Below are 18,057 nucleotides of genomic sequence, written 5' to 3' on the forward strand. Positions count from 1 at the left end.
CTTCCTATGTTCATTATTTTTATTCTTCTATAAATTTAGAGCTTTTTCGAGCCGTTAAGTGCAATTTTACTTTCAATTTGTGCCCTTGAGCTCATATAGCCAGACAAGTGAAAGCTGCTTAGTTCAGCTTTAGTGACGTAGCTTACAGATGAAGCAACAATTTCATCGCGTCCCCATTGAGATAAACCGTGAAGTGCGCCGAATAAAATTCATGTCCCTTTCATTAGATTATGAATAAGTTACCTCAACTCATCGTTTCGTCAGCGAGTTCTGTAGAATGGGACCCGATAAAACATTGGAGGTTAATATGCCAATCTCACTTATTTTCGCCCTATTCGCCCTTATTGCCTTGGGCGCGTGGGTGTTTTTCCGTTTTTATAGTAAGCACTATGTGGGCGAAGACGCTCCAGAGCAAAGCGCGCAGGTAACGGTTTTAGATAAACAAGCGATAGACATACCAAACGCACCACCAGGTCAAGACGATCAAGAGTATTGGATTTACGTTCAACGTGGTTCTATCGGTCCAAAGCGTGAATTCCAAATTGGAGTGCATTACTACCATGCACTCAACCCTGGAGATAAGGGAACACTGACCTATCGCGGCAACAAGTTCCTTCACTTCGCTATCAAACGTTAAGGCAGTAACCAACGAGTCTTGGCAGAACGAGAAAAGAGATAGCTCATCGCCAAGGCTCCAGATCCACTTAGAACGATCCAGACTGGAATCACCCAAGCAGGATGTCCTGTGTACCAACCGAACTCTTTCATCGGCCATAAGAAAATAGGGTGAAGTAAGTAAATCCCCAAGCTGTGCTGACTGATCACACTGACCGCTTTTTGTACTTTTGGTGATAAGCCTTCACCAAAGTAACGCCCGATCATAAAAATCATCGAAGCCGCTAGAATCACATTCAGTGTTTTATAAGAGAGCCAGCGCCCAACCGTATACTTCTCCGCCTCTAAGCTATTTGTCACAACCATCGTAAAGGTCACTGCCAACGCCACGAGTCCTAGCCCAACAAATAAGGTCACCATAGAGCGATTCAAAGGTACCTTTTGAAATAAAACATACCCCAGTGGAAGGTAACCCATATAAAGCCACATCTGATTACTCCAAGGGCCATCAATCTTGAACAAGAACAGAGTGCTGGTGAAAAGCCAAAATGCGAGATAGGTATACAAGACGTTGTCATCCACGTTGCGTACCATCCATTGAAACAGCGGAATCACAAAATACAGTGGTATAAAGTAATAGAAAAAGCCGAGATGGTAATACGTTGCGTGGAATGGGCTATTGCTTAATACCTCTTTTACGGTTTCAAAATCAAAGCCTTGAGAAGTCCAGCCTGAAAGGTATGCATAAAACATCGACCAAATAAGAAATGGAACTAAAACTTTGCCCAAACGCCTTTTGATATAATACTTACCGTCAAATGGTCGAGTGTCACTGAGCATTAGCGCTCCGGTGATCAAAATAAAAACTGGCACTGCCCAGCGGGTTACGCTATTCACGCCTACCGCTGTCAGCCATTGGTCAAATGGAATCACTCCTAACTCATTTCGATACGGTGCCAAGACGTGAATGGCGATCACTGCTACCGCTGCGAAGCAGCGCAATAAATCAAAAAACAGAACCCTTTCTCTCATACCTTTCCCTACTTTGAGTCGCTTATCGTTTATAGCATAGGGTAAATCTCAACCAGTGAAATAGTTAACAATCTGTTTTTGCTTATTTTTAACTCAACAATGACCTACAACGGGGATTTCATCACCACTCTAATCACTTAACGAGAACCAAAAACCAAGCATCAGTATTCACTCTCGATGCCAAACCGAAACAATCTGATTACAGCAAACGGCGCATAAGAAACAAAAATGGCTCCGATTTGGAGCCATTTATACCATCTACAGATAGCGATACTGGGGGTAGTTACGCAGTAGCAACATTAGCTTTTGGCAACTTAATTGAAATCAGCGTCGTCAGTGCCAAGAAAGCAAAAGAAACCCATAAGCACGCTGCAAGACCAGCCTCTTGGTAGATCCAACCCGATAATACCGTGCCAATCAAACGTCCCATCGCATTGGCCATGTAGTAAAAACCGACATCCAACGAGACGCCATCGCCTTTAGCGTAGCTCACTATCAAGTACGAGTGCAGCGAAGAGTTAATGGCAAACACAGCGCCAAAAATCATCAAACCTACCACAATCACCAATTCAGGCTGCCAACCGATTTGCACACCATAAGCAATACCAGCCGTAATTAACGCTAGGATTCCTGCCCACACCAATGCTGCACTACCATCAGGCACACGACCTTGCGCTTTGCCAGTAATACGCGGCGCAAAGCCTTGCACAAACCCATAAGCAATGACCCACGCTGCGAGAAAGCTACCAACCCACAAGTGATCCCAGCCAAACACGCTACCAAGATAAATAGGCAGAGCAACGACAAACCACACATCACGAGCACCAAACAAGAACATGCGTGCTGCGGATAAAATGTTTATCGATTCAGACTTGGAGAATATTTGGCGAAACTTAGGTTTACTCTTTGCTTTACCCATGTCCGCTTCTAGCCAGATCATGCTGCAAACAAACACTAATGTAAGTACACCCGCCATAATAAACATCGAGTTTTGAAAACCCACCCAAGACAGCAGCAAGCCACCAACAAAAAAGCCCGCTCCTTTGAGTGCATTCTTCGAGCCAGTCAAAATCGCTACCCATTTGTAGAGCGCACCTTGCTGTTCGTCTGGTACTAGCGTTTTAATCGCGCTCTTAGCACTCATTTTGTTCAGATCTTTGGCAATCCCCGACAGAGCTTGCGCTGCCATCACCCAAGGAATGGTCAGCCATGCATTTGGTACTGCGAGCATCAGCAACGCAAACACTTGCATCGCTAAACCAATGTTCATGGTTTTATTTAGGCCTAACCTTGCGCCCAACCAACCACCAACCAGGTTTGTCACCACACCAAAAAATTCATAGAAAAGAAACAGTGAGGCAATAGCTAACGTGGAATAACCTAAGTCATGAAAATAGAGCACCACCAGCATACGCAGTGCGCCATCGGTCACCGTAAAGTTCCAATAGTTAAACGTCACTAACATGTACTGACGAATACTTTTGCTTAATTGAGAAATCATATTGACCTCATATGTACAGCGATAGAAGCATTTAGATCATCATGTTCTAAATACTTCCTAACCTGTACAGCAACATTGACCAATACAATGTTGCTGTGATTTTCAAAAAATGCCCCAACATCAATAAAAAGAAAAATACACCTTAAAAACAATGTATTAGTTAATATTAATGGCTTTTTTTGTAAACAGTCGTATCCTGAAGAAGCTCGAATTTAGCTTTTGGATCATAATGAACCAAAAGCTATTTAAGCTGATCAAGCGTCTTGAGCCACGCGTTCGATGTACTCAACTTGCACAGGTTTTGTAAATGCACCAGGGCGCAATGCCTGTACTTCTCGCACGATATCTTCTAACTGCCATTCCTTTTCTAGGAGTAGGTGAGCAGCGAACAAACCTGTGCGCCCCGAACCACCCATGCAATGCATCGCAACTTTGCCACCTTGAGCAAGAATCGCGTGCAGTTCCGGACTGGCTTGTTGCCACTTCGTCGCAAATTCTTCATTTGGTGCGCAGTCGTCTTCAATCTCGATCTGGAACCATTTCATACCCAGTTGCTGAGTGGCTTCACCCAATGCAGAGACATTCTTCGCAGCTAATTCACTATCATCTAATGCAGTAACGACCGCTTGAACACCCTGCTCTTTCAACTGTTCTAACGACGCATGCAAATCGACACCTTTCGTTCCTGGGCACGGTGTTAAGATTAAAGCACCGGAGTCCAAATCTAATTGCCATGTAGGATGAGACATTGTGACCCCCTTTTAAGCCAAACCAACGTTACGAACCAGCTCTGCTGTGCGCGTTGCATAACCCATTTCGTTATCGTACCAAGCGTAAATCTTAACCATACGAGAACCCACAACCATGGTTGATTGCGCATCAACGATGGTTGAACGTTGGTCGCCTTTATAATCGATAGAAACTAAAGGACGCTCTTCGAAGCCAAGGATGCCTTTCAAATCACCTTCAGATGCTTCTTTTAACAGTGCATTCACTTCTTCTGCCGTGGTATCACGCTTCACATCAAAAATGATGTCTGTTAACGATGCGTTTGCTAGAGGTACGCGAACCGCATGACCATTAATTTTGTCTTTTAATTCTGGGAAAATTTCGACAATCGCCTTCGCGCTACCCGTAGTGGTTGGGATAAGGCTCATGCCGCATGCTCTTGCACGGCGTAGATCTTTGTGTGGCGCATCCAAAATAGTTTGCGTATTCGTCAGGTCGTGAATGGTCGTAAAAGAAGATTGTTCGATACCCAATTTCTCATGAATGACTTTAACCACAGGTGCGATACAGTTAGTCGTACACGAAGCTGCTGTCACGATACGATGTTTTTCAGGGTCGAAAATATGGTCGTTCACGCCCACCACAATGTTCGCAATACCTTCTTCTTTCACAGGTGCGCTTACCACGACACGTTTCACGCCTTGCTCTAGGTATTTGTTTAGGAATGATGTTTTGCGATGTACGCCTGTCGCTTCAATCACAACATCACAATCAGACCAGTTCACCGCATCGATATCGCGTTGTTGAGTCGTGGCAACACGCTTGCCGTTGATGACGAGCTCACTGCCTTCGACCTGAACTCCATGATGCCAACGACCTTGCACTGAATCGAATTCTAATAAGTGACCAAGCGTAGCTGCGTCACCTGCGACATCGTTGATTAACACAAACTCCAATTCTGGCCAATCAAATGCCGCTCGCAGCGCTAAGCGACCAATTCGGCCAAAGCCATTAATTCCTACTTTAATTGTCATAGTTTTACCCTCTAATCTTCTACCTTGAATCTCTATTCGCTGTTAACAGCAAGCCTCACGACTTTTATCGTGTAAGCGTGTGATGTCGTCTTGGTATTCCTGCTTCAAACAGTTTGATGCCACTAAGTCTTCAATTAACTTTCGCATCCAACCTGGTAATTGCTGTGATAACTCGTAATACACCCATTGCCCTTGGCGTTTATCCACCAAGATGCCACTGGATCGTAACTGAGCAAGATGACGAGAAACTTTCGGCTGGCTCTCTTGTAGAGCAAACGCCAAATCGCCAACGCAAGTTTCACCTTCACGGGCCACGAGCATTAAACAACGTACGCGTGTTTCATCGGATAACAGCTTAAAAAACTGATGTGGAAGCATAATGAACATACCTATATATGGATATGCGTATATGTTTATTTAATTAAGATATATCGTCAAGAGGAAACCGTCCATCGTCATAAAAGTTTCACATCTAACGAACAGCTTGATTGTAAAGAGAGAGATTCAAAGAGATAAAAGATAAGACAAGAAATTATGCAGTCGCGATGCTTTGACTCCAGCGAGCCGCTTCACCTAAGGAGAGCTTCACTTCCTCTAAAGGCAACCCCAATTGCATCGTGATTTTTTCAACCCCTGACCAATCGGCACGCTCGTAGCACTCTTCGAGGGAAATAAGTGCACCATAAACCCCTTTGCGATGTAATAGCGCTTGTTGTACTGAATGACTAAGCGGTAACTGCCTAACTAAAGATTCCACCGAAAGATCCAGCAGCGCATCTAGAATCGACAGCAAACCAACCATGAAACCTTGCTCGTTGAGGTGAGAGAATGGCTGATAGCGCGACATCAATTGGCAAAATTGAGCTCGTTGCAATGAAAGGTGATACAGCTCTCGAGGCTTGTTACTGGAGATATACGATGCCACAACCAAAGAGACAAACTGCTTAAGGTTATCCTGGCCAAGATAAATCAATGCCTGACGAAAAGAGCTGATTTCGACAGCCAAATTCGGCGCTTGCGTATTTACAAAACGCAATAATTTATATGACAACGCGACATCTTGCGTAATGATGGACTCGATACGAGTAAAGTCAGGCTCAGGAGCACAAACTTCACGAAACAGTTGCAATGCCAACACTTGCTCAGGACTGACGTATTTAGTCTGCGAGACGAGTGGCTTGCTAAAAAAATAACCTTGGAAAAATTTAAAGCCAGCCGCTTTCGCTTGCTCAAACTCTTCTGCGGTTTCAACACGTTCTGCTAAAAAGTGGTATTTGACGCGTTTGGCAAGGTGTGTTTTGACCAGTTCACAGGCCTTTTCGAGCCCCATCGCCATAATGTCGAGCTTCACAATATGCACATATGGCAAAAAACGGCGCCATTCTGGTGTTAGGGTGAAGTCATCCAAAGCGATCAAGTAACCTTCTCGATAAAACTCACGAATCGCATCAAGAAGCTCATCCGTAGGTTGGCACGTTTCCAACACTTCGATGACAATTTTGTTTTTCGGCAAACTGCGCGGCAAACGTCGCACCAAGCTTTGATGAGGAAAGTTAATAAAGCATCTAGAAGAGGCAATCACTGGGTTAGTACCCAGCGATAGGAAGTTTTCGACAATCAGTCGGTATGTCGCTCGATTTGAATCAATATGTGAAGGGTATGCGTTACTCTCCCCGTCTCGAAACAACAATTCATAACCCAGCGTCTGTCTTTTTCGGTTAAAGATCGGCTGGCGAGCGACATACGTTGTATTCATGCTAAAGAAGGACCTATAAATGGCTTATGACTTTGCAGCTGCTAATAATGCACCACAACCCATGAACATTGAACCGAATACTTTGTTTATTTTTCCCATGATTTTATCGGAGCGAATAAAGCGTCCCATTTGTGCTGCCAAGCTCGTGTAACCCAACATTACACACGCATCAATCACGACCGTAGTGACGCCAAGCACCAACAGTTGCGTGATTTGGTCTTTTGCCGGGTCAATAAACTGCGGGAACAACGCCACCAGAAAAACAATCGATTTAGGGTTGGTGAGGTTAATTAACACTGCCTTGTACAACAGCGCCGTGCCTGACATCTCGTTGTGGTTTTCAGCTGCGACTAAGCTTGATGTGTCGCGCCATTTCTGAATCCCCAACCAAACCAGATAAGCAGCACCAACCCATTTAATGACAGAAAATGCGGTTGCTGACTGCGCGACAAGCGCACCAATACCCGCCCCCACCAGCGCGATGTGGATAACTAAACCAATTTGTAAGCCAATAATGGCACCCAGTGATTTACGGGTACCGTAACTCAAACCATTACTGATTGAGTTCACCGTGCCAGAGCCCGGAGCCAAACTAAAAACGATTGCTGTTACTACATAAGCTAACCAGACATGGGTATCCATTGCATTTCCTCACTAATTCTTCGATGATACATCGCGTAAACAACGTATCTTCAGGTAATCAACTAATGGCGACTAACCATTCACCTTTGACTTATACTCAAGAGACATTATTTGAGCAAGCAATTGGTGGTCCGATCGCAGCACTTTGGCAAACTCGCCAAGAGGGCTTTGTTAAAGGGACTGAGAAAAAGAACATTTACTGGTGCAAGCTAACCAACCCAGAGCATAAAAAAGCCGTGCTCATCGTAAATGGACGCATTGAGTCTTCCTGGAAATACCAAGAGCTGTTTTACGATCTCTACCGCCAAGGTTTCGATGTCTATTCCTTTGACCACCGCGGACAAGGTTTATCAGATCGTTTATTATCTGACTCAGATATGGGTCACGTCTATGACTTTACTGATTATATTGATGATATGGACATCGTCGTAAAAAAACACGACCTTAGCGAATATCAACAATGCTTCATCATCGCGCACTCTATGGGCGGCGCGATCGCCACACGTTACCTGCAAACTCACCCAGAACACCCTTTTACTGGTTTGATTCTAAGTGCGCCCATGTTTGGCATTAACCTGCCATGGTACCTATCACCAATAGCGATTCCGGTCACACAAATTATGTCAGCGGTATCGACTTTGCCACGCTATGCACCAGGACATCAGGCCTACTTCCCTAAGCCCTTTGAAGATAACCCACTTAGCCAAAGTTACGGCCGCTACCAATGGTTCCGAAACCTATATACGGAAAAACCGGAACTGCAAGTCGGTGGGCCAAGCACTCGCTGGGTTTGGCAAGGGCTCATGGCCGCTAAGCAGTGCTTTTTATTAACTCGCCAAGTCAAAATACCAGTAATCCTAATCCAAGCAGGAAACGATCGGATTGTTAGCAACCTCGCGCAAAAGCGTTTTATTGATAAATTGCGGAAAACCAACCCGCACGCGGAGCTGCTTTCCATCGAAGGCGCACAGCATGAAATCTTGTTCGAGACCGACAAGTATCGTAATCAAGCGCTCGATGCGATTTTCCGCTTTATGAATGACCCTAAATCGCCATCAAACGAACAAGCACAATAAGAACTCTAGGCGACCATTTCACGACTAAGATTAAAGAGGAAATGTCTACACATCGATTTACCCTCTTTTTCATCCTCATTTTGGCGTACACTGCTTGAACTTGGCTACTTTGACACAGTGTTTAACCGCATAGTGCTACGGGCCCAAGTTCCCCCGCATTCGGAGCAGCACGATCTAGTCAGTCTGCTGTACTCCGTTTGCAATTCACCTGTTCCACACTATCCAAACCGTTTACGAGGACTTCATGAGCACATCGCTACCTTGCAAAGAGATCACCAAAATCGTTGCCTCTGATCTGGATGGCACGTTACTCGCACCAAACCATCAGCTCAGTGCTTACTCAAAAGAGACGCTAAAAGCGCTGCATGAAAAGGGTTATACCTTTGTCTTTGCAACCGGCCGTCACCACGTAGACGTTGCGAGCATCCGTCGCCAAGTTGGCATTCCAGCTTATATGATCACGTCGAATGGTGCCCGAGTGCATGACCAGGAAGATCAGCTAATGTACAGCGAGAATGTCCCTGCGGAACTGGTACAAGGCGTGATCGACACGATCAAACATGATCAAGAAATACTTATTCACATGTATCAAAATGATAGCTGGTTGATGAACAAGGATGATGAAACGTTACGTGACTTCCACGATGAATTCACTTACGTCTTATTTGATGAAGACCACGCCCCAACTGACGGTATTGCGAAAGTTTTCTTCACGCATCCAGGAGAAGACCACGAACGTTTGGTCGTATTTGAAAACAAACTACGTGAGCAGTTTGGTGATAAGCTGAACATCGCATTTTCAACGCCTTGGTGTTTGGAAGTAATGAGCGCTGGCGTGTCTAAAGGTCATGCTCTTGAAGCGGTAGCGAAAAAACTCGACCTCACGTTAGAAAACTGCGTAGCATTTGGTGATGGCATGAATGACGTAGAAATGCTGTCGATGGCAGGTAAAGGGCTAGTTATGGGTACATCACACGAAAAAGTGATGAAAGCTCTACCAAATAATGAAGTAATTGGCAGCAATGCAGAAGATGCGGTTGCACACTACCTACAAGAACACTTGCTGTAAGCTTCAATACTCCAAATAATGAAGGGCTGCACATTCGCAGCCCTTCTCTTTTATCGCTGACTTGGCAGCTTCTCTTTGCCAAGAATCGCGTCCCATTCTTCTTCTGTCACGGGCATAATCGACAAGCGATTTCCACGTTTCACCAACGGCATGTTCTCAAGTTCTGGCATCGCTTTCATCACCGACAACGGAATCACTCGCGCCGTTTTACGTACAAACTCTACATCCACCATAATCCAACGCGGGTTGTCTGGGTCTGACTTTGGATCGTAATAATCGCTTTCGGGATCGAATTGGAAATGATCGGGATAGGCTTCTCTCACAACTTTAGCAATACCTGCCACGCCAACATGTTTACAAGAAGAGTGGTAAATCAGGACTAAATCGCCCACCTTCACTTGGTCACGCATCATATTGCGCGCCTGATAATTACGAACTCCCTCCCAACATGAAACCTTTTGGGTTCGAAGCGTGTCAATAGAAAAGGTATCTGGTTCAGTTTTAAATAACCAATATGCCATAATGCCATCCGATGCCGATTGAGTAACAATAATGAGGAAGATATAACATGAAGGCTTTGAAAAACCCAGTGGCGCTTGCCACCCTGCTGGTTCTGCAAGCATGTAGTTCACAGTCGCCACAATCTGGTGCCGCTGACCTAACCTCTCCACCAGCAACCTTAGATAAGCCTGAAACCATTCAACCTCAAACTTTTATGCTACGCGGAAAAGTGATCGTCGGTCACGAGAGCCAATACATCATGCCTTGTGGCAGCGACAAGCAATATTGGTTGCAACTATCACCACAGCAAATGCAACGAGCAATTCAGTTAAATAACGAGCCTTACCAGACTATGTATGGCGAGGTTATCGGCCACCTCAACCCACCGGGCATCGATGGGTTTTCTGCTGATTTCGATGCTAACTTTGTAGTGGAACAAGTGAACTTCCTCACAACGGAAAACCCAAACCGTTGTCAGCAACCAAACAAACCAACTCGCGTGTTTGGTAATGAGCCTTCTTGGTCGGCAAGCTTTGAGGCTAATGGACTAACATTCCAGCAAATCGGCAAACAAACCACAAAATTAGCGATTAACAGCAGTCAGCTTCAACCTCGCCAGCGCACTTATCAACTGCAAGGTGGTGAGCTTCGCTTAACAGAAAACCTCTGCTCAGACACAATGAGCGATTCTTTATATGGCTGGAAAGCAACACTAAAACATGATGGCGAGACGTATCAAGGTTGTGGTATGGCTGCAAACGTCGATGCAACGCTTGGCTGGGCTAATACCTATGTCGCGACCTCAACCCAATCACAAGGCTTTGAAGTACAAATGACCTTAAACCCAGACCACAGCGCCACAACAAAATACCGTTACGCCAATGGACAAGCACCATTAATCGAGCGTGGTTACTGGCAACAGTTAAGTCCGTCTCAGGTTCAAGTTGTCATGACGCATCATCAACAGCAAAGGCTAATGTCAGAGCGACTGTTTACTCGAGAAGGCAATCAGCTCAAAGCGACCAAAGAAAAAGTCGGTAACTTGGTATACCCAATCGCCGATGGTGGTTTAGTCCTTTATCCTGCCACCGTTCGTGATGAAGGCATCATGCAACTAGCCGAAAAACGCACCAACAACCCCATCGGTAGTGCTGACGTCCCTTCTAGTGCAGAGTTTGATTCAAAAGTAGATGCCGCGGTGCGCAACTACTTCTTTATCCATCAAACCACCCCCAACAACAACCAATACCGTTGGCTAACTTACGACCTCAACAGCGATGGTAACGAAGAGCTATTGGTACAGTTGGATTGGTGTGGTTCCGGAGGCTGTACATTGCTGATATTTGAACATCACGAAAAGGAATGGCGATTTAATAGCCGCATTACACTAGTGCAAAGCCCGATTATGCTCGGCCAACAAACCTCTCATGGTTGGCGAGATCTGATTTTTAATGTCAGCGGTGGCGGAGCTAAAGCGGCTCAACATGTTATGCAATACACTGGGGTTAGCTACCCACTCAACCCAAGCATGGCGCCAACGGCAACGCCAAACCAAGTCAGTGGTGTGCGTCTGTTCTCTGATGGGATAAGCCCGGTGCGAGAAGGAGTTCGTCTTTAATGTCTCAACCGTGTCCAACCTGCGGTTTTCAATTCAATTGTATGTGCTCGCTGATGCCGAAACTTACCAGTGAGCACAACATCCTGCTGTTAATGCATCCGAATGAACTGAAGCGTGATACTAATACCGGCCAGCTACTAGAGCAGTGCCAACTCAACATTGAGCGAGTAATCTGGGATCGCAAACAGCCACCAGCAGAATCGCTCACTCTATTAGCTGATCCGTCGCGGTATCCGGTGTTGCTCTTCCCCTGTGAAGAAAGTATCACACTCGAACATGTGGTACTCCAAAGCCAGCAACAAACCAAAACTCCGCTGTTTATTATTTTAGATGCCACCTGGCAAGAGGCGCGCAAGATGATCAATAAGAGCCGTTGGTTAGAAGGTATCCCTACGATGGGATTGTCTGCGTCGGCGGACTCACAATATCAGCTGCGACGCAACCAACAACAAGGTAATTTGTGTACGTTTGAAGTCGCTGCACATTTGCTCGGGCAACTTGGAGAACAAAACAACCAACAACAAATGCAGCGCTTTTTTGCCCATTACCTCGCTCTGTTCCAAGCTGAAAAGAGTGGACACGCTCTTAAGCGTTAAACATTAAGCTCAGTAGAAGAACCAAACAAAAAACGCAGCCTACGCTGCGTTTTTTACGACAAGAAGTTTCACGTGAAACATCATTAAAACAGTCGAGTCGGCTCGCCAAGATAGTAACCCTGCAAATAATCCACCCCCATGTCTTGTGCAATGGTACACACCTCCTGATTGTGGACGAACTCCGCCACCGTCTCCGCGTTAAACACCTGGCACAAACGCACCAACTGGGAAGCGATCTTGCGCTGTTTTAAGTCTTTATCAATATCACGAATCAAGCTGCCATCGAGCTTTATGACTTCTGGCTCCAACTTTAGGATTTCATCGATATTCGAATAACCGGACCCAAAGTCATCAACAATGATACGCGCCCCTAAGCTTCTAAAATGACTGCACACTTCTATCATTCGGCCGTAGTCTTTGATCTGCTCAGATTCCAGCACTTCTAAACCAATTCGCCTTGGGTCATTTAGCTGGCTAATTTCATGCTCTAAAAGCATTAAAGTTTTATCACTGAGCAAATCTTGCGGCGATAAGTTTATAGAAAAGTCACCTTGCTTATCTCGCATATAATGCAACGTAGAATGAATCATGTGCCGACTTAGTCGAGTGTAAAGATGCGTATCAGAGATAATTGGCAGAAAACGCCCTGGCGCAATCACCGTTCCATCGGCTTCCAGAATACGAACCAAACATTCTTGGCTTGCCAATTTGTGGCTACCCGCATGCACAATAGGTTGGCTATAAGTGATGATATTCTGTTTGAGAATGGCTCTACTGACGCAACTTAGCCATCCAAGTTGCTCTTTACGCACATCCTCACTGACTTCAATATCTTTCGCATTACAGATATGGGTATTACTGCGTACACCAGAGCGCCTCGCTTCGATGCCTTTGAGTAAGAGCTCATCCACTGAAGCGGATGGAAAGTCTCGACGACTCACTAAGCCGCCGCATAGCGAGATAGAAAGATAATCTATTTCACGTAGGCCAATTGGCTCAAAATTAGTTTGTTCTACCGCGTCAGCAAAACGCGTAAAGTGCTGTTTGATGGTTTCGCTGCTTTGGTCAGCTTTAAATATGAATGCCCACTCACCAACCCCAATACTATAAAGCTGCAAAGCCGTTGGCATGCCAAAACGCTTTCGTAGTCGATTCGTAAAGTGCATTGAGAGATCTTTGAGTAATTGATCTCCCACTCGGTAGCCGTATTTTTCGTTAATATGACTAAAGTTAAGTAGCTTTAGAGTCAACAAATGCTCATCCAAATCGATGTTACTCAACCGCTCTTGCAATGCGACCCGGTTTTGTAACCCCGTGCGACTGTCGCGTCGATAGCTTTCTTGTAACTTGCGCGTTTGGCGATCGAGTTGATATCCCATATGCGCGTTCATATGGTTGAGATCGCCGATCGCATTTCGAATCAAGCTAAACAACGGTGAAATAGAGGAGCTAACGGGCGACTTAGGCAAGTTCAATGTTTGCACTTCGTCTCCCTCTCGCATCGCTAAATACGTCAGGCTGTGATGAAGAATTTCGGGCTGACCAATACCACCATGCAGTTCCCCCATACAGTAACTACCAAACGTCGTCGCAATATCTTTGAAGGCTTGGACTTCGTCGCTGCTGTCAATAAAGTCTAACCGTGACGCGCAGTTAAAAATCATAACGACTTCAGGTTGGTGCATGGCTAACTCAACCACACCATGCCGCACTTGCTCGAGCGTTAACGAGGGATGGTTATAGCAAAATTGCACTTCGTCACCAAGACACCAGGGCCTGTCGAAGCTCATACTGCCATCAGCGTGTAGCTCCGTTACCGTACAAACTTCCTTTCGCCCTAAGCTTTCTCGATATAAAGGAAAGCTGAGCAGTTGACTCAGCGTCACGTCATGGCCATCCGCCAAGTAACGCTTGTATACGTCCAGTGCTTTCTTCTCACCTAAACAATACAAGCGCGTTCCTTTTGCATGAGTGACTTTGTGTGGCATGCCAATCGGGTTCCATTCCGAATACGCATCAGTCCATAGCTTCAAAGTATCACTGTGCAAAGCTACGGCAACCACAGCGTTATCGTAAACTCGGTTTTGATATAGCACCCAGCAGCCATCGTCAATACTCTGCGCCAACCCTCCAGAAATCACTACTTCTTCACTGGCGAAGGTTTGAAACAAGGGATAGTCACGTCGTTCAATTTGCACAGCAAAGCTGAGGATCACCTGTGAATTATGCTGCATTAGAAGAGAGCGCTTGAGCTCCCCGCCATCAATGTCAGGGGAGTAAGAGTATGTTTGTACCGCAGAAGTCAGCGTGGTTTGCTCAAATTCAATCACACTCACTAGGCAACCAGAGGTAAATATCTCCCCTTCCAGAATCACATTACGCGTACTATGCCCCATAACATGAGCATTCGGCAGCGACGACAAAACGGCGTCTGCAAGTGTGGTCGTAATTTCGCGCGATTGCGTCGACAATATTTGTACTAAATATTGTTTATCTGAGGAAGTCGGAAAAGTGACTAAAAAGTCATTCAGTTGACTGACATCGTGAACCAGTTTTGAAAAAGCTCGCATGGACCTACCACTGCCGTAACACTATCTTCACCACGACGTGTGGCGTTACTATTTTTATTTAATAGAGAATAATTTACGTGGCTTTGCGCTGCTTTTCTAGACACAAAATGAGATTAGAATGGATTAATGCGAAAGCAATTAAAAAAGTGTGAGTAACGGCTGCAAACTATTGATTTCAATATCAGGTAAAGTACGTGTTTTTGAATGGTTAATGACATTTTTATTCATATCATTAAACCAACAGGCTGCAAAACCAGCCAACTTTGCACCATGCACATCCGTGGTTAGATGATCACCAACATGCAGAATATTCTCCGCAGGAGTATCCAAGAATCGCTTCGCTTTAGTAAACATATCGGTTGCGGGTTTCGCCAATCCATCTGGTCCTGCTTTAAGTACCTGTTGGAAATAAGGCGTAAGACCGATGCGGTCTAAATCCACATTACCGTTGGTGATTACCACCAACGGGATGTGCTGCGCGAGTTTCTCCAGTACATCGAGGCTTTGCTGCGGCACTTCAAAACGGTTACGCCAGTCCAACGCAACGTCTACTGCGGCTTTCGCGGCGGCATGTGCTGCGTCTTCGTCGTAGCCTACTTGGGAGAAAGCTTGCTGAAGTTGCACTAAACGCCATAAAGTGACATCGCTCTTCAGCTCGGGTTGTTGCTGCACAACTCGCTGTTTGAGAGCAAACCAATCCGCTTTGTTCATATGAGCAACCGCTGGATGATGGTGCTTGAGCCAAGATAGCAACTCACGCTCCATGCGAACGATCACAGGATAGTTGTCATAGAGGGTATCATCTAGGTCAAAGGTCATTGCCTTAATAGGCTCGATACGGCGATAAAATTTCATACTTCGGCTCACTCCCCGTTCTTTTTGCGTGCGCGTGGGTGGGCTTGGTCGTAGGCTTGCGCCAAATGTTGGAAATCCAAGTGCGTGTAGATTTGGGTCGTCGAAATGTTCTCGTGCCCTAAAAGCTCCTGCACCGCACGTAAGTTATTGCTTGATTCGAGCATATGTGTCGCAAATGAGTGACGCAATTTATGCGGACTAATATGGCTTGCGACAGACTGTTTCTGCCCCCATTCAGCCATGCGCTTTTGCACGCTACGATGCGAAATACGCGTTCCGAGCTTAGATACAAACAAGGCGGGCTCACCTGGAGCGGCTAAATCACCACGAACGCGTAACCACTTCCCGACCCACTCGGTTGCCATCCCAGAGAACGGCACTTTACGTTCTTTATCGCCTTTACCAATAACACGAAGCTCACCACTACGCAGTTGTACATCACGTACATCCACACCCACCAACTCAGCCAAACGTAAACCGGCGCCGTACATCAGCTCCATCATGGCACGATCGCGCACAGCCAACGGGTCGTCCTCGTTGACTTCAAGTAATTGGCTCACTTCGTCAACATCGAGGTTTTTGGGCAACGGGCGTTTTTTGCGAGGTGCTGAAACCCCTTTGGCTGGGTTAGCCGACATCTCGCCACGCAGAATAAGGAAATCGAAAAAGCTACGCAGCGATGAGAGTCGCGTTGCCAAACTGCTGGCTTTCATGCCTTCTCGCATGCCCTTACCTGCTAATTGGCGCACCCAACCAGCATCCACTTGAGACCAATCTTTGAGTCCCATTTCAGCTAAGTGCTGCGCCATTGTTTCTAGCTGCTGTTTGTAATTGCGCTGAGTATGTAGGCTAAGCCCCTTTTCGCTTCGTAAGAATTCATAGAAGCGCTCAAGAGGCTTTTGCAGACTATTTGGCAGAGGAGTGTTGGGAGTTGTCGTCATCGTAACTTTGCCATACCAGTGTTTGAGCGAGATGTGCCACTACTAATGATAGGTGACGCAAAAACAAGGTATCCATATCTGGCTGAAAATGGCCGCCATCTTCACTAGAAAAAGCAAGCACGCCCAGTGTTTGCTGTTTCACGAGCGGCAGTACCACATAGGACCCCATTTCCGGCACTTCCATGTTGCCAAACAAAGCTTCACGATCTACTTTGCGAAGACGTCCTAAGTACGCATCTTTGCCATTTAAGTGAGTGGTCGCAAAGCGTTGATAACTTTCCTTACTCAATTGAATCGATGCGTCGCATTGACTAAACAATCGAACAAACGCACGTAAGCCCAGCGCCTTGGCTTTCGCTTCGATAGAATGAATGACTTGTTTAAAGTCACCACACTTTAGAATCTGCCCCTGCAAATCCATAAATTCGTAAAAGGTCCGATCATTGTTCGCCGCAAGCGACATTAGTGTAGTGATCTCTTCCTCTAACTCTTCAATGCGCTGACGTTGGCGATTCATTTGGATGTGCACCAAAGATACCGCGCCTAAGTCTGAGTGTGGGAAAGATAAGCGATCCACAAGCTCCGGACGTTGCACAAAAAAGTCTGGATGATCTTTGAGGTACTCGGCCACTACTTCAGCCGTTAAGGCATCTGCTTCTACTTGAGACAAACCGTTTCCTTTTTCTTCAACTAGCAAGATAATTGACCATCAAATACATGCGTTGTAGGTCCGGTCATAAACAACGGCTTGCCAGGACCTTGCCATGCAATTCGCAATTCACCACCAGGTAGAGAAACCTTAACGTTTTCATCCAACAAGCCCTGCAGAATCCCAACCGCGACTGCCGCGCATGCACCACTACCACAAGCTTGTGTCTCTCCTGCGCCTCGCTCGTAAACTCGAAGACGAATATGGTCACGACTCATCACCTGCATAAAGCCAGCGTTGACGCGCTCTGGGAAACGCTCATGCGACTCAAGCAGCGGACCGAGAGTTTCCACTTCTGCCGTATCCACATCGTCGACCACGGTCACTACGTGCGGGTTACCCATGCTCACAGCACCACAAAACAAGGTATTGTCGCCTGCTCGCATGATGTAAGTTTTCTCTTTTTGCTTCGCTTTGAAAGGAATTTTGTTCGGTTCAAACTCTGGCACGCCCATGTTGACCGTCACTTCCCCATCATCTTCGATGTTGAGAATCATCTTTCCTTTCTTGGTGCTCACGCTGATGCTGTATTTATTGGTCAGCCCCTTCAAGCGAACAAAGCGGGCAAAACAGCGTGCACCGTTACCACACTGTTCAACTTCACTACCATCGGCATTAAAAATCCGATAATGGAAGTCGGTTTCAGGGTCGTAAGGGGCCTCTACCACAAGCAATTGGTCAAAACCAACGCCAGTATGACGATCCGCCAAGCGGCGGATCAGGTCTTGCGAGAAAAACACGTTCTGGGTAATACAGTCGACGACCATGAAGTCGTTGCCCAAACCGTGCATTTTGGAAAAGTGGAAATGCATT

Annotated in this window: 18 protein-coding genes; 5 read left to right on the forward strand and 13 right to left on the reverse strand. The window is 46.0% G+C overall.

Annotated features, from left to right (window positions below; translation table 11 throughout):
* The first annotated feature begins 307 nt into the window (after nucleotides 1-307).
* Nucleotides 308-637 carry a DUF2500 domain-containing protein gene (locus tag N646_RS10245; protein WP_005378719.1) on the forward strand — a complete coding sequence of 110 codons (330 nt, stop codon included), beginning with the start codon at nucleotides 308-310 and terminating at the stop codon, nucleotides 635-637.
* On the opposite strand, the gene N646_RS10250 is transcribed toward N646_RS10245, so the two are convergent.
* The 7 genes from N646_RS10250 to rhtB form a co-directional block, all read right to left on the reverse strand.
* Nucleotides 634-1,647 carry an acyltransferase gene (locus N646_RS10250; RefSeq protein WP_017821298.1) on the reverse strand — a complete coding sequence of 338 codons (1,014 nt, stop codon included), beginning with the start codon at nucleotides 1,645-1,647 and terminating at the stop codon, nucleotides 634-636. The genes N646_RS10245 and N646_RS10250 overlap by 4 nt on opposite strands.
* A 283-nt stretch (nucleotides 1,648-1,930) precedes the next feature.
* Nucleotides 1,931-3,148 carry an organoarsenical effux MFS transporter ArsJ gene (gene arsJ / locus N646_RS10255; RefSeq protein WP_005378722.1) on the reverse strand — a complete coding sequence of 406 codons (1,218 nt, stop codon included), beginning with the start codon at nucleotides 3,146-3,148 and terminating at the stop codon, nucleotides 1,931-1,933.
* A gap of 254 nt (nucleotides 3,149-3,402) precedes the next feature.
* The gene (locus tag N646_RS10260; RefSeq protein ID WP_005383629.1) at nucleotides 3,403-3,897 is read right to left on the reverse strand and encodes a cyclin-dependent kinase inhibitor 3 family protein; all 495 of its coding nucleotides are present in this window, start codon (nucleotides 3,895-3,897) and stop codon (nucleotides 3,403-3,405) included.
* 12 nt (nucleotides 3,898-3,909) lie between these two features.
* Complete coding sequence (locus N646_RS10265) at nucleotides 3,910-4,911, reverse strand: ArsJ-associated glyceraldehyde-3-phosphate dehydrogenase (RefSeq protein WP_005383630.1); 1,002 nt, start codon at nucleotides 4,909-4,911, stop codon at nucleotides 3,910-3,912.
* A gap of 42 nt (nucleotides 4,912-4,953) precedes the next feature.
* Complete coding sequence (locus N646_RS10270; protein WP_005378730.1) at nucleotides 4,954-5,289, reverse strand: metalloregulator ArsR/SmtB family transcription factor; 336 nt, start codon at nucleotides 5,287-5,289, stop codon at nucleotides 4,954-4,956.
* A 154-nt stretch (nucleotides 5,290-5,443) separates the two neighbouring features.
* Nucleotides 5,444-6,667: an EAL and HDOD domain-containing protein gene (locus tag N646_RS10275; protein ID WP_005378731.1), complete on the reverse strand. Its 1,224-nt coding sequence runs from the start codon at nucleotides 6,665-6,667 to the stop codon at nucleotides 5,444-5,446.
* A gap of 24 nt (nucleotides 6,668-6,691) precedes the next feature.
* Complete coding sequence (gene rhtB, locus N646_RS10280; RefSeq protein WP_005378732.1) at nucleotides 6,692-7,309, reverse strand: homoserine/homoserine lactone efflux protein; 618 nt, start codon at nucleotides 7,307-7,309, stop codon at nucleotides 6,692-6,694.
* A gap of 65 nt (nucleotides 7,310-7,374) precedes the next feature.
* On the opposite strand from rhtB, the gene N646_RS10285 reads away from it, so the two are divergent.
* The gene (locus tag N646_RS10285; protein WP_005378733.1) at nucleotides 7,375-8,385 is read left to right on the forward strand and encodes an alpha/beta fold hydrolase; all 1,011 of its coding nucleotides are present in this window, start codon (nucleotides 7,375-7,377) and stop codon (nucleotides 8,383-8,385) included.
* A gap of 244 nt (nucleotides 8,386-8,629) precedes the next feature.
* Nucleotides 8,630-9,454: a Cof-type HAD-IIB family hydrolase gene (locus N646_RS10290; RefSeq protein ID WP_017636084.1), complete on the forward strand. Its 825-nt coding sequence runs from the start codon at nucleotides 8,630-8,632 to the stop codon at nucleotides 9,452-9,454.
* 50 nt (nucleotides 9,455-9,504) lie between these two features.
* Here the strand turns inward: N646_RS10290 and N646_RS10295 are convergent, their stop codons facing one another.
* Nucleotides 9,505-9,975: an EVE domain-containing protein gene (locus N646_RS10295; protein ID WP_005378735.1), complete on the reverse strand. Its 471-nt coding sequence runs from the start codon at nucleotides 9,973-9,975 to the stop codon at nucleotides 9,505-9,507.
* Between the two features lie 47 nt (nucleotides 9,976-10,022).
* Between N646_RS10295 and N646_RS10300 the strand changes: the two genes are divergently transcribed.
* Both N646_RS10300 and N646_RS10305 read left to right on the forward strand, forming a co-directional pair.
* Complete coding sequence (locus N646_RS10300) at nucleotides 10,023-11,573, forward strand: COG3650 family protein (RefSeq protein ID WP_017821299.1); 1,551 nt, start codon at nucleotides 10,023-10,025, stop codon at nucleotides 11,571-11,573.
* Complete coding sequence (locus tag N646_RS10305) at nucleotides 11,573-12,169, forward strand: tRNA-uridine aminocarboxypropyltransferase (RefSeq protein WP_005378739.1); 597 nt, start codon at nucleotides 11,573-11,575, stop codon at nucleotides 12,167-12,169. Before N646_RS10300 ends, N646_RS10305 begins: the two co-directional genes overlap by 1 nt.
* Before the next feature lie 83 nt (nucleotides 12,170-12,252).
* Here N646_RS10305 and N646_RS10310 read toward each other — a convergent pair whose 3' ends face one another.
* The 5 genes from N646_RS10310 to dapF form a co-directional block, all read right to left on the reverse strand.
* Nucleotides 12,253-14,739 (reverse strand): EAL domain-containing protein, encoded by a 2,487-nt coding sequence (locus N646_RS10310; protein WP_005383644.1) that lies wholly within the window; start codon nucleotides 14,737-14,739, stop codon nucleotides 12,253-12,255.
* A 138-nt stretch (nucleotides 14,740-14,877) separates the two neighbouring features.
* Complete coding sequence (yigB, locus tag N646_RS10315; protein WP_020480916.1) at nucleotides 14,878-15,594, reverse strand: 5-amino-6-(5-phospho-D-ribitylamino)uracil phosphatase YigB; 717 nt, start codon at nucleotides 15,592-15,594, stop codon at nucleotides 14,878-14,880.
* A gap of 8 nt (nucleotides 15,595-15,602) precedes the next feature.
* Nucleotides 15,603-16,535, reverse strand: coding sequence for a tyrosine recombinase XerC (gene xerC / locus N646_RS10320; RefSeq protein WP_005378742.1), 933 nt, complete (start codon nucleotides 16,533-16,535; stop codon nucleotides 15,603-15,605).
* Nucleotides 16,501-17,232 (reverse strand): DUF484 family protein, encoded by a 732-nt coding sequence (locus tag N646_RS10325; RefSeq protein ID WP_005378743.1) that lies wholly within the window; start codon nucleotides 17,230-17,232, stop codon nucleotides 16,501-16,503. Before N646_RS10325 ends, xerC begins: the two co-directional genes overlap by 35 nt.
* Nucleotides 17,226-18,056, reverse strand: a complete 831-nt coding sequence (dapF, locus tag N646_RS10330) for a diaminopimelate epimerase (protein WP_005378744.1) — start codon at nucleotides 18,054-18,056, stop codon at nucleotides 17,226-17,228. Before dapF ends, N646_RS10325 begins: the two co-directional genes overlap by 7 nt.
* Between the last annotated feature and the right edge of the window lies 1 nt (nucleotide 18,057).

This window comes from Vibrio alginolyticus NBRC 15630 = ATCC 17749, assembly GCF_000354175.2.
Classification (GTDB): domain Bacteria; phylum Pseudomonadota; class Gammaproteobacteria; order Enterobacterales; family Vibrionaceae; genus Vibrio; species Vibrio alginolyticus.

What these genes read in the sequence shown, in the direction of transcription:
- N646_RS10245 (WP_005378719.1), top strand. Translation starts at nt 308, where the DNA reads ATGCCAATCTCACTTATTTTCGCCCTATTCGCCCTTATTGCCTTGGGC.
- N646_RS10250 (WP_017821298.1), bottom strand. Translation starts at nt 1,647, where the DNA reads ATGAGAGAAAGGGTTCTGTTTTTTGATTTATTGCGCTGCTTCGCAGCG.
- arsJ (WP_005378722.1), bottom strand. Translation starts at nt 3,148, where the DNA reads ATGATTTCTCAATTAAGCAAAAGTATTCGTCAGTACATGTTAGTGACG.
- N646_RS10260 (WP_005383629.1), bottom strand. Translation starts at nt 3,897, where the DNA reads ATGTCTCATCCTACATGGCAATTAGATTTGGACTCCGGTGCTTTAATC.
- N646_RS10265 (WP_005383630.1), bottom strand. Translation starts at nt 4,911, where the DNA reads ATGACAATTAAAGTAGGAATTAATGGCTTTGGCCGAATTGGTCGCTTA.
- N646_RS10270 (WP_005378730.1), bottom strand. Translation starts at nt 5,289, where the DNA reads ATGCTTCCACATCAGTTTTTTAAGCTGTTATCCGATGAAACACGCGTA.
- N646_RS10275 (WP_005378731.1), bottom strand. Translation starts at nt 6,667, where the DNA reads ATGAATACAACGTATGTCGCTCGCCAGCCGATCTTTAACCGAAAAAGA.
- rhtB (WP_005378732.1), bottom strand. Translation starts at nt 7,309, where the DNA reads ATGGATACCCATGTCTGGTTAGCTTATGTAGTAACAGCAATCGTTTTT.
- N646_RS10285 (WP_005378733.1), top strand. Translation starts at nt 7,375, where the DNA reads ATGGCGACTAACCATTCACCTTTGACTTATACTCAAGAGACATTATTT.
- N646_RS10290 (WP_017636084.1), top strand. Translation starts at nt 8,630, where the DNA reads ATGAGCACATCGCTACCTTGCAAAGAGATCACCAAAATCGTTGCCTCT.
- N646_RS10295 (WP_005378735.1), bottom strand. Translation starts at nt 9,975, where the DNA reads ATGGCATATTGGTTATTTAAAACTGAACCAGATACCTTTTCTATTGAC.
- N646_RS10300 (WP_017821299.1), top strand. Translation starts at nt 10,023, where the DNA reads ATGAAGGCTTTGAAAAACCCAGTGGCGCTTGCCACCCTGCTGGTTCTG.
- N646_RS10305 (WP_005378739.1), top strand. Translation starts at nt 11,573, where the DNA reads ATGTCTCAACCGTGTCCAACCTGCGGTTTTCAATTCAATTGTATGTGC.
- N646_RS10310 (WP_005383644.1), bottom strand. Translation starts at nt 14,739, where the DNA reads ATGCGAGCTTTTTCAAAACTGGTTCACGATGTCAGTCAACTGAATGAC.
- yigB (WP_020480916.1), bottom strand. Translation starts at nt 15,594, where the DNA reads ATGAAATTTTATCGCCGTATCGAGCCTATTAAGGCAATGACCTTTGAC.
- xerC (WP_005378742.1), bottom strand. Translation starts at nt 16,535, where the DNA reads ATGACGACAACTCCCAACACTCCTCTGCCAAATAGTCTGCAAAAGCCT.
- dapF (WP_005378744.1), bottom strand. Translation starts at nt 18,056, where the DNA reads ATGCATTTCCACTTTTCCAAAATGCACGGTTTGGGCAACGACTTCATG.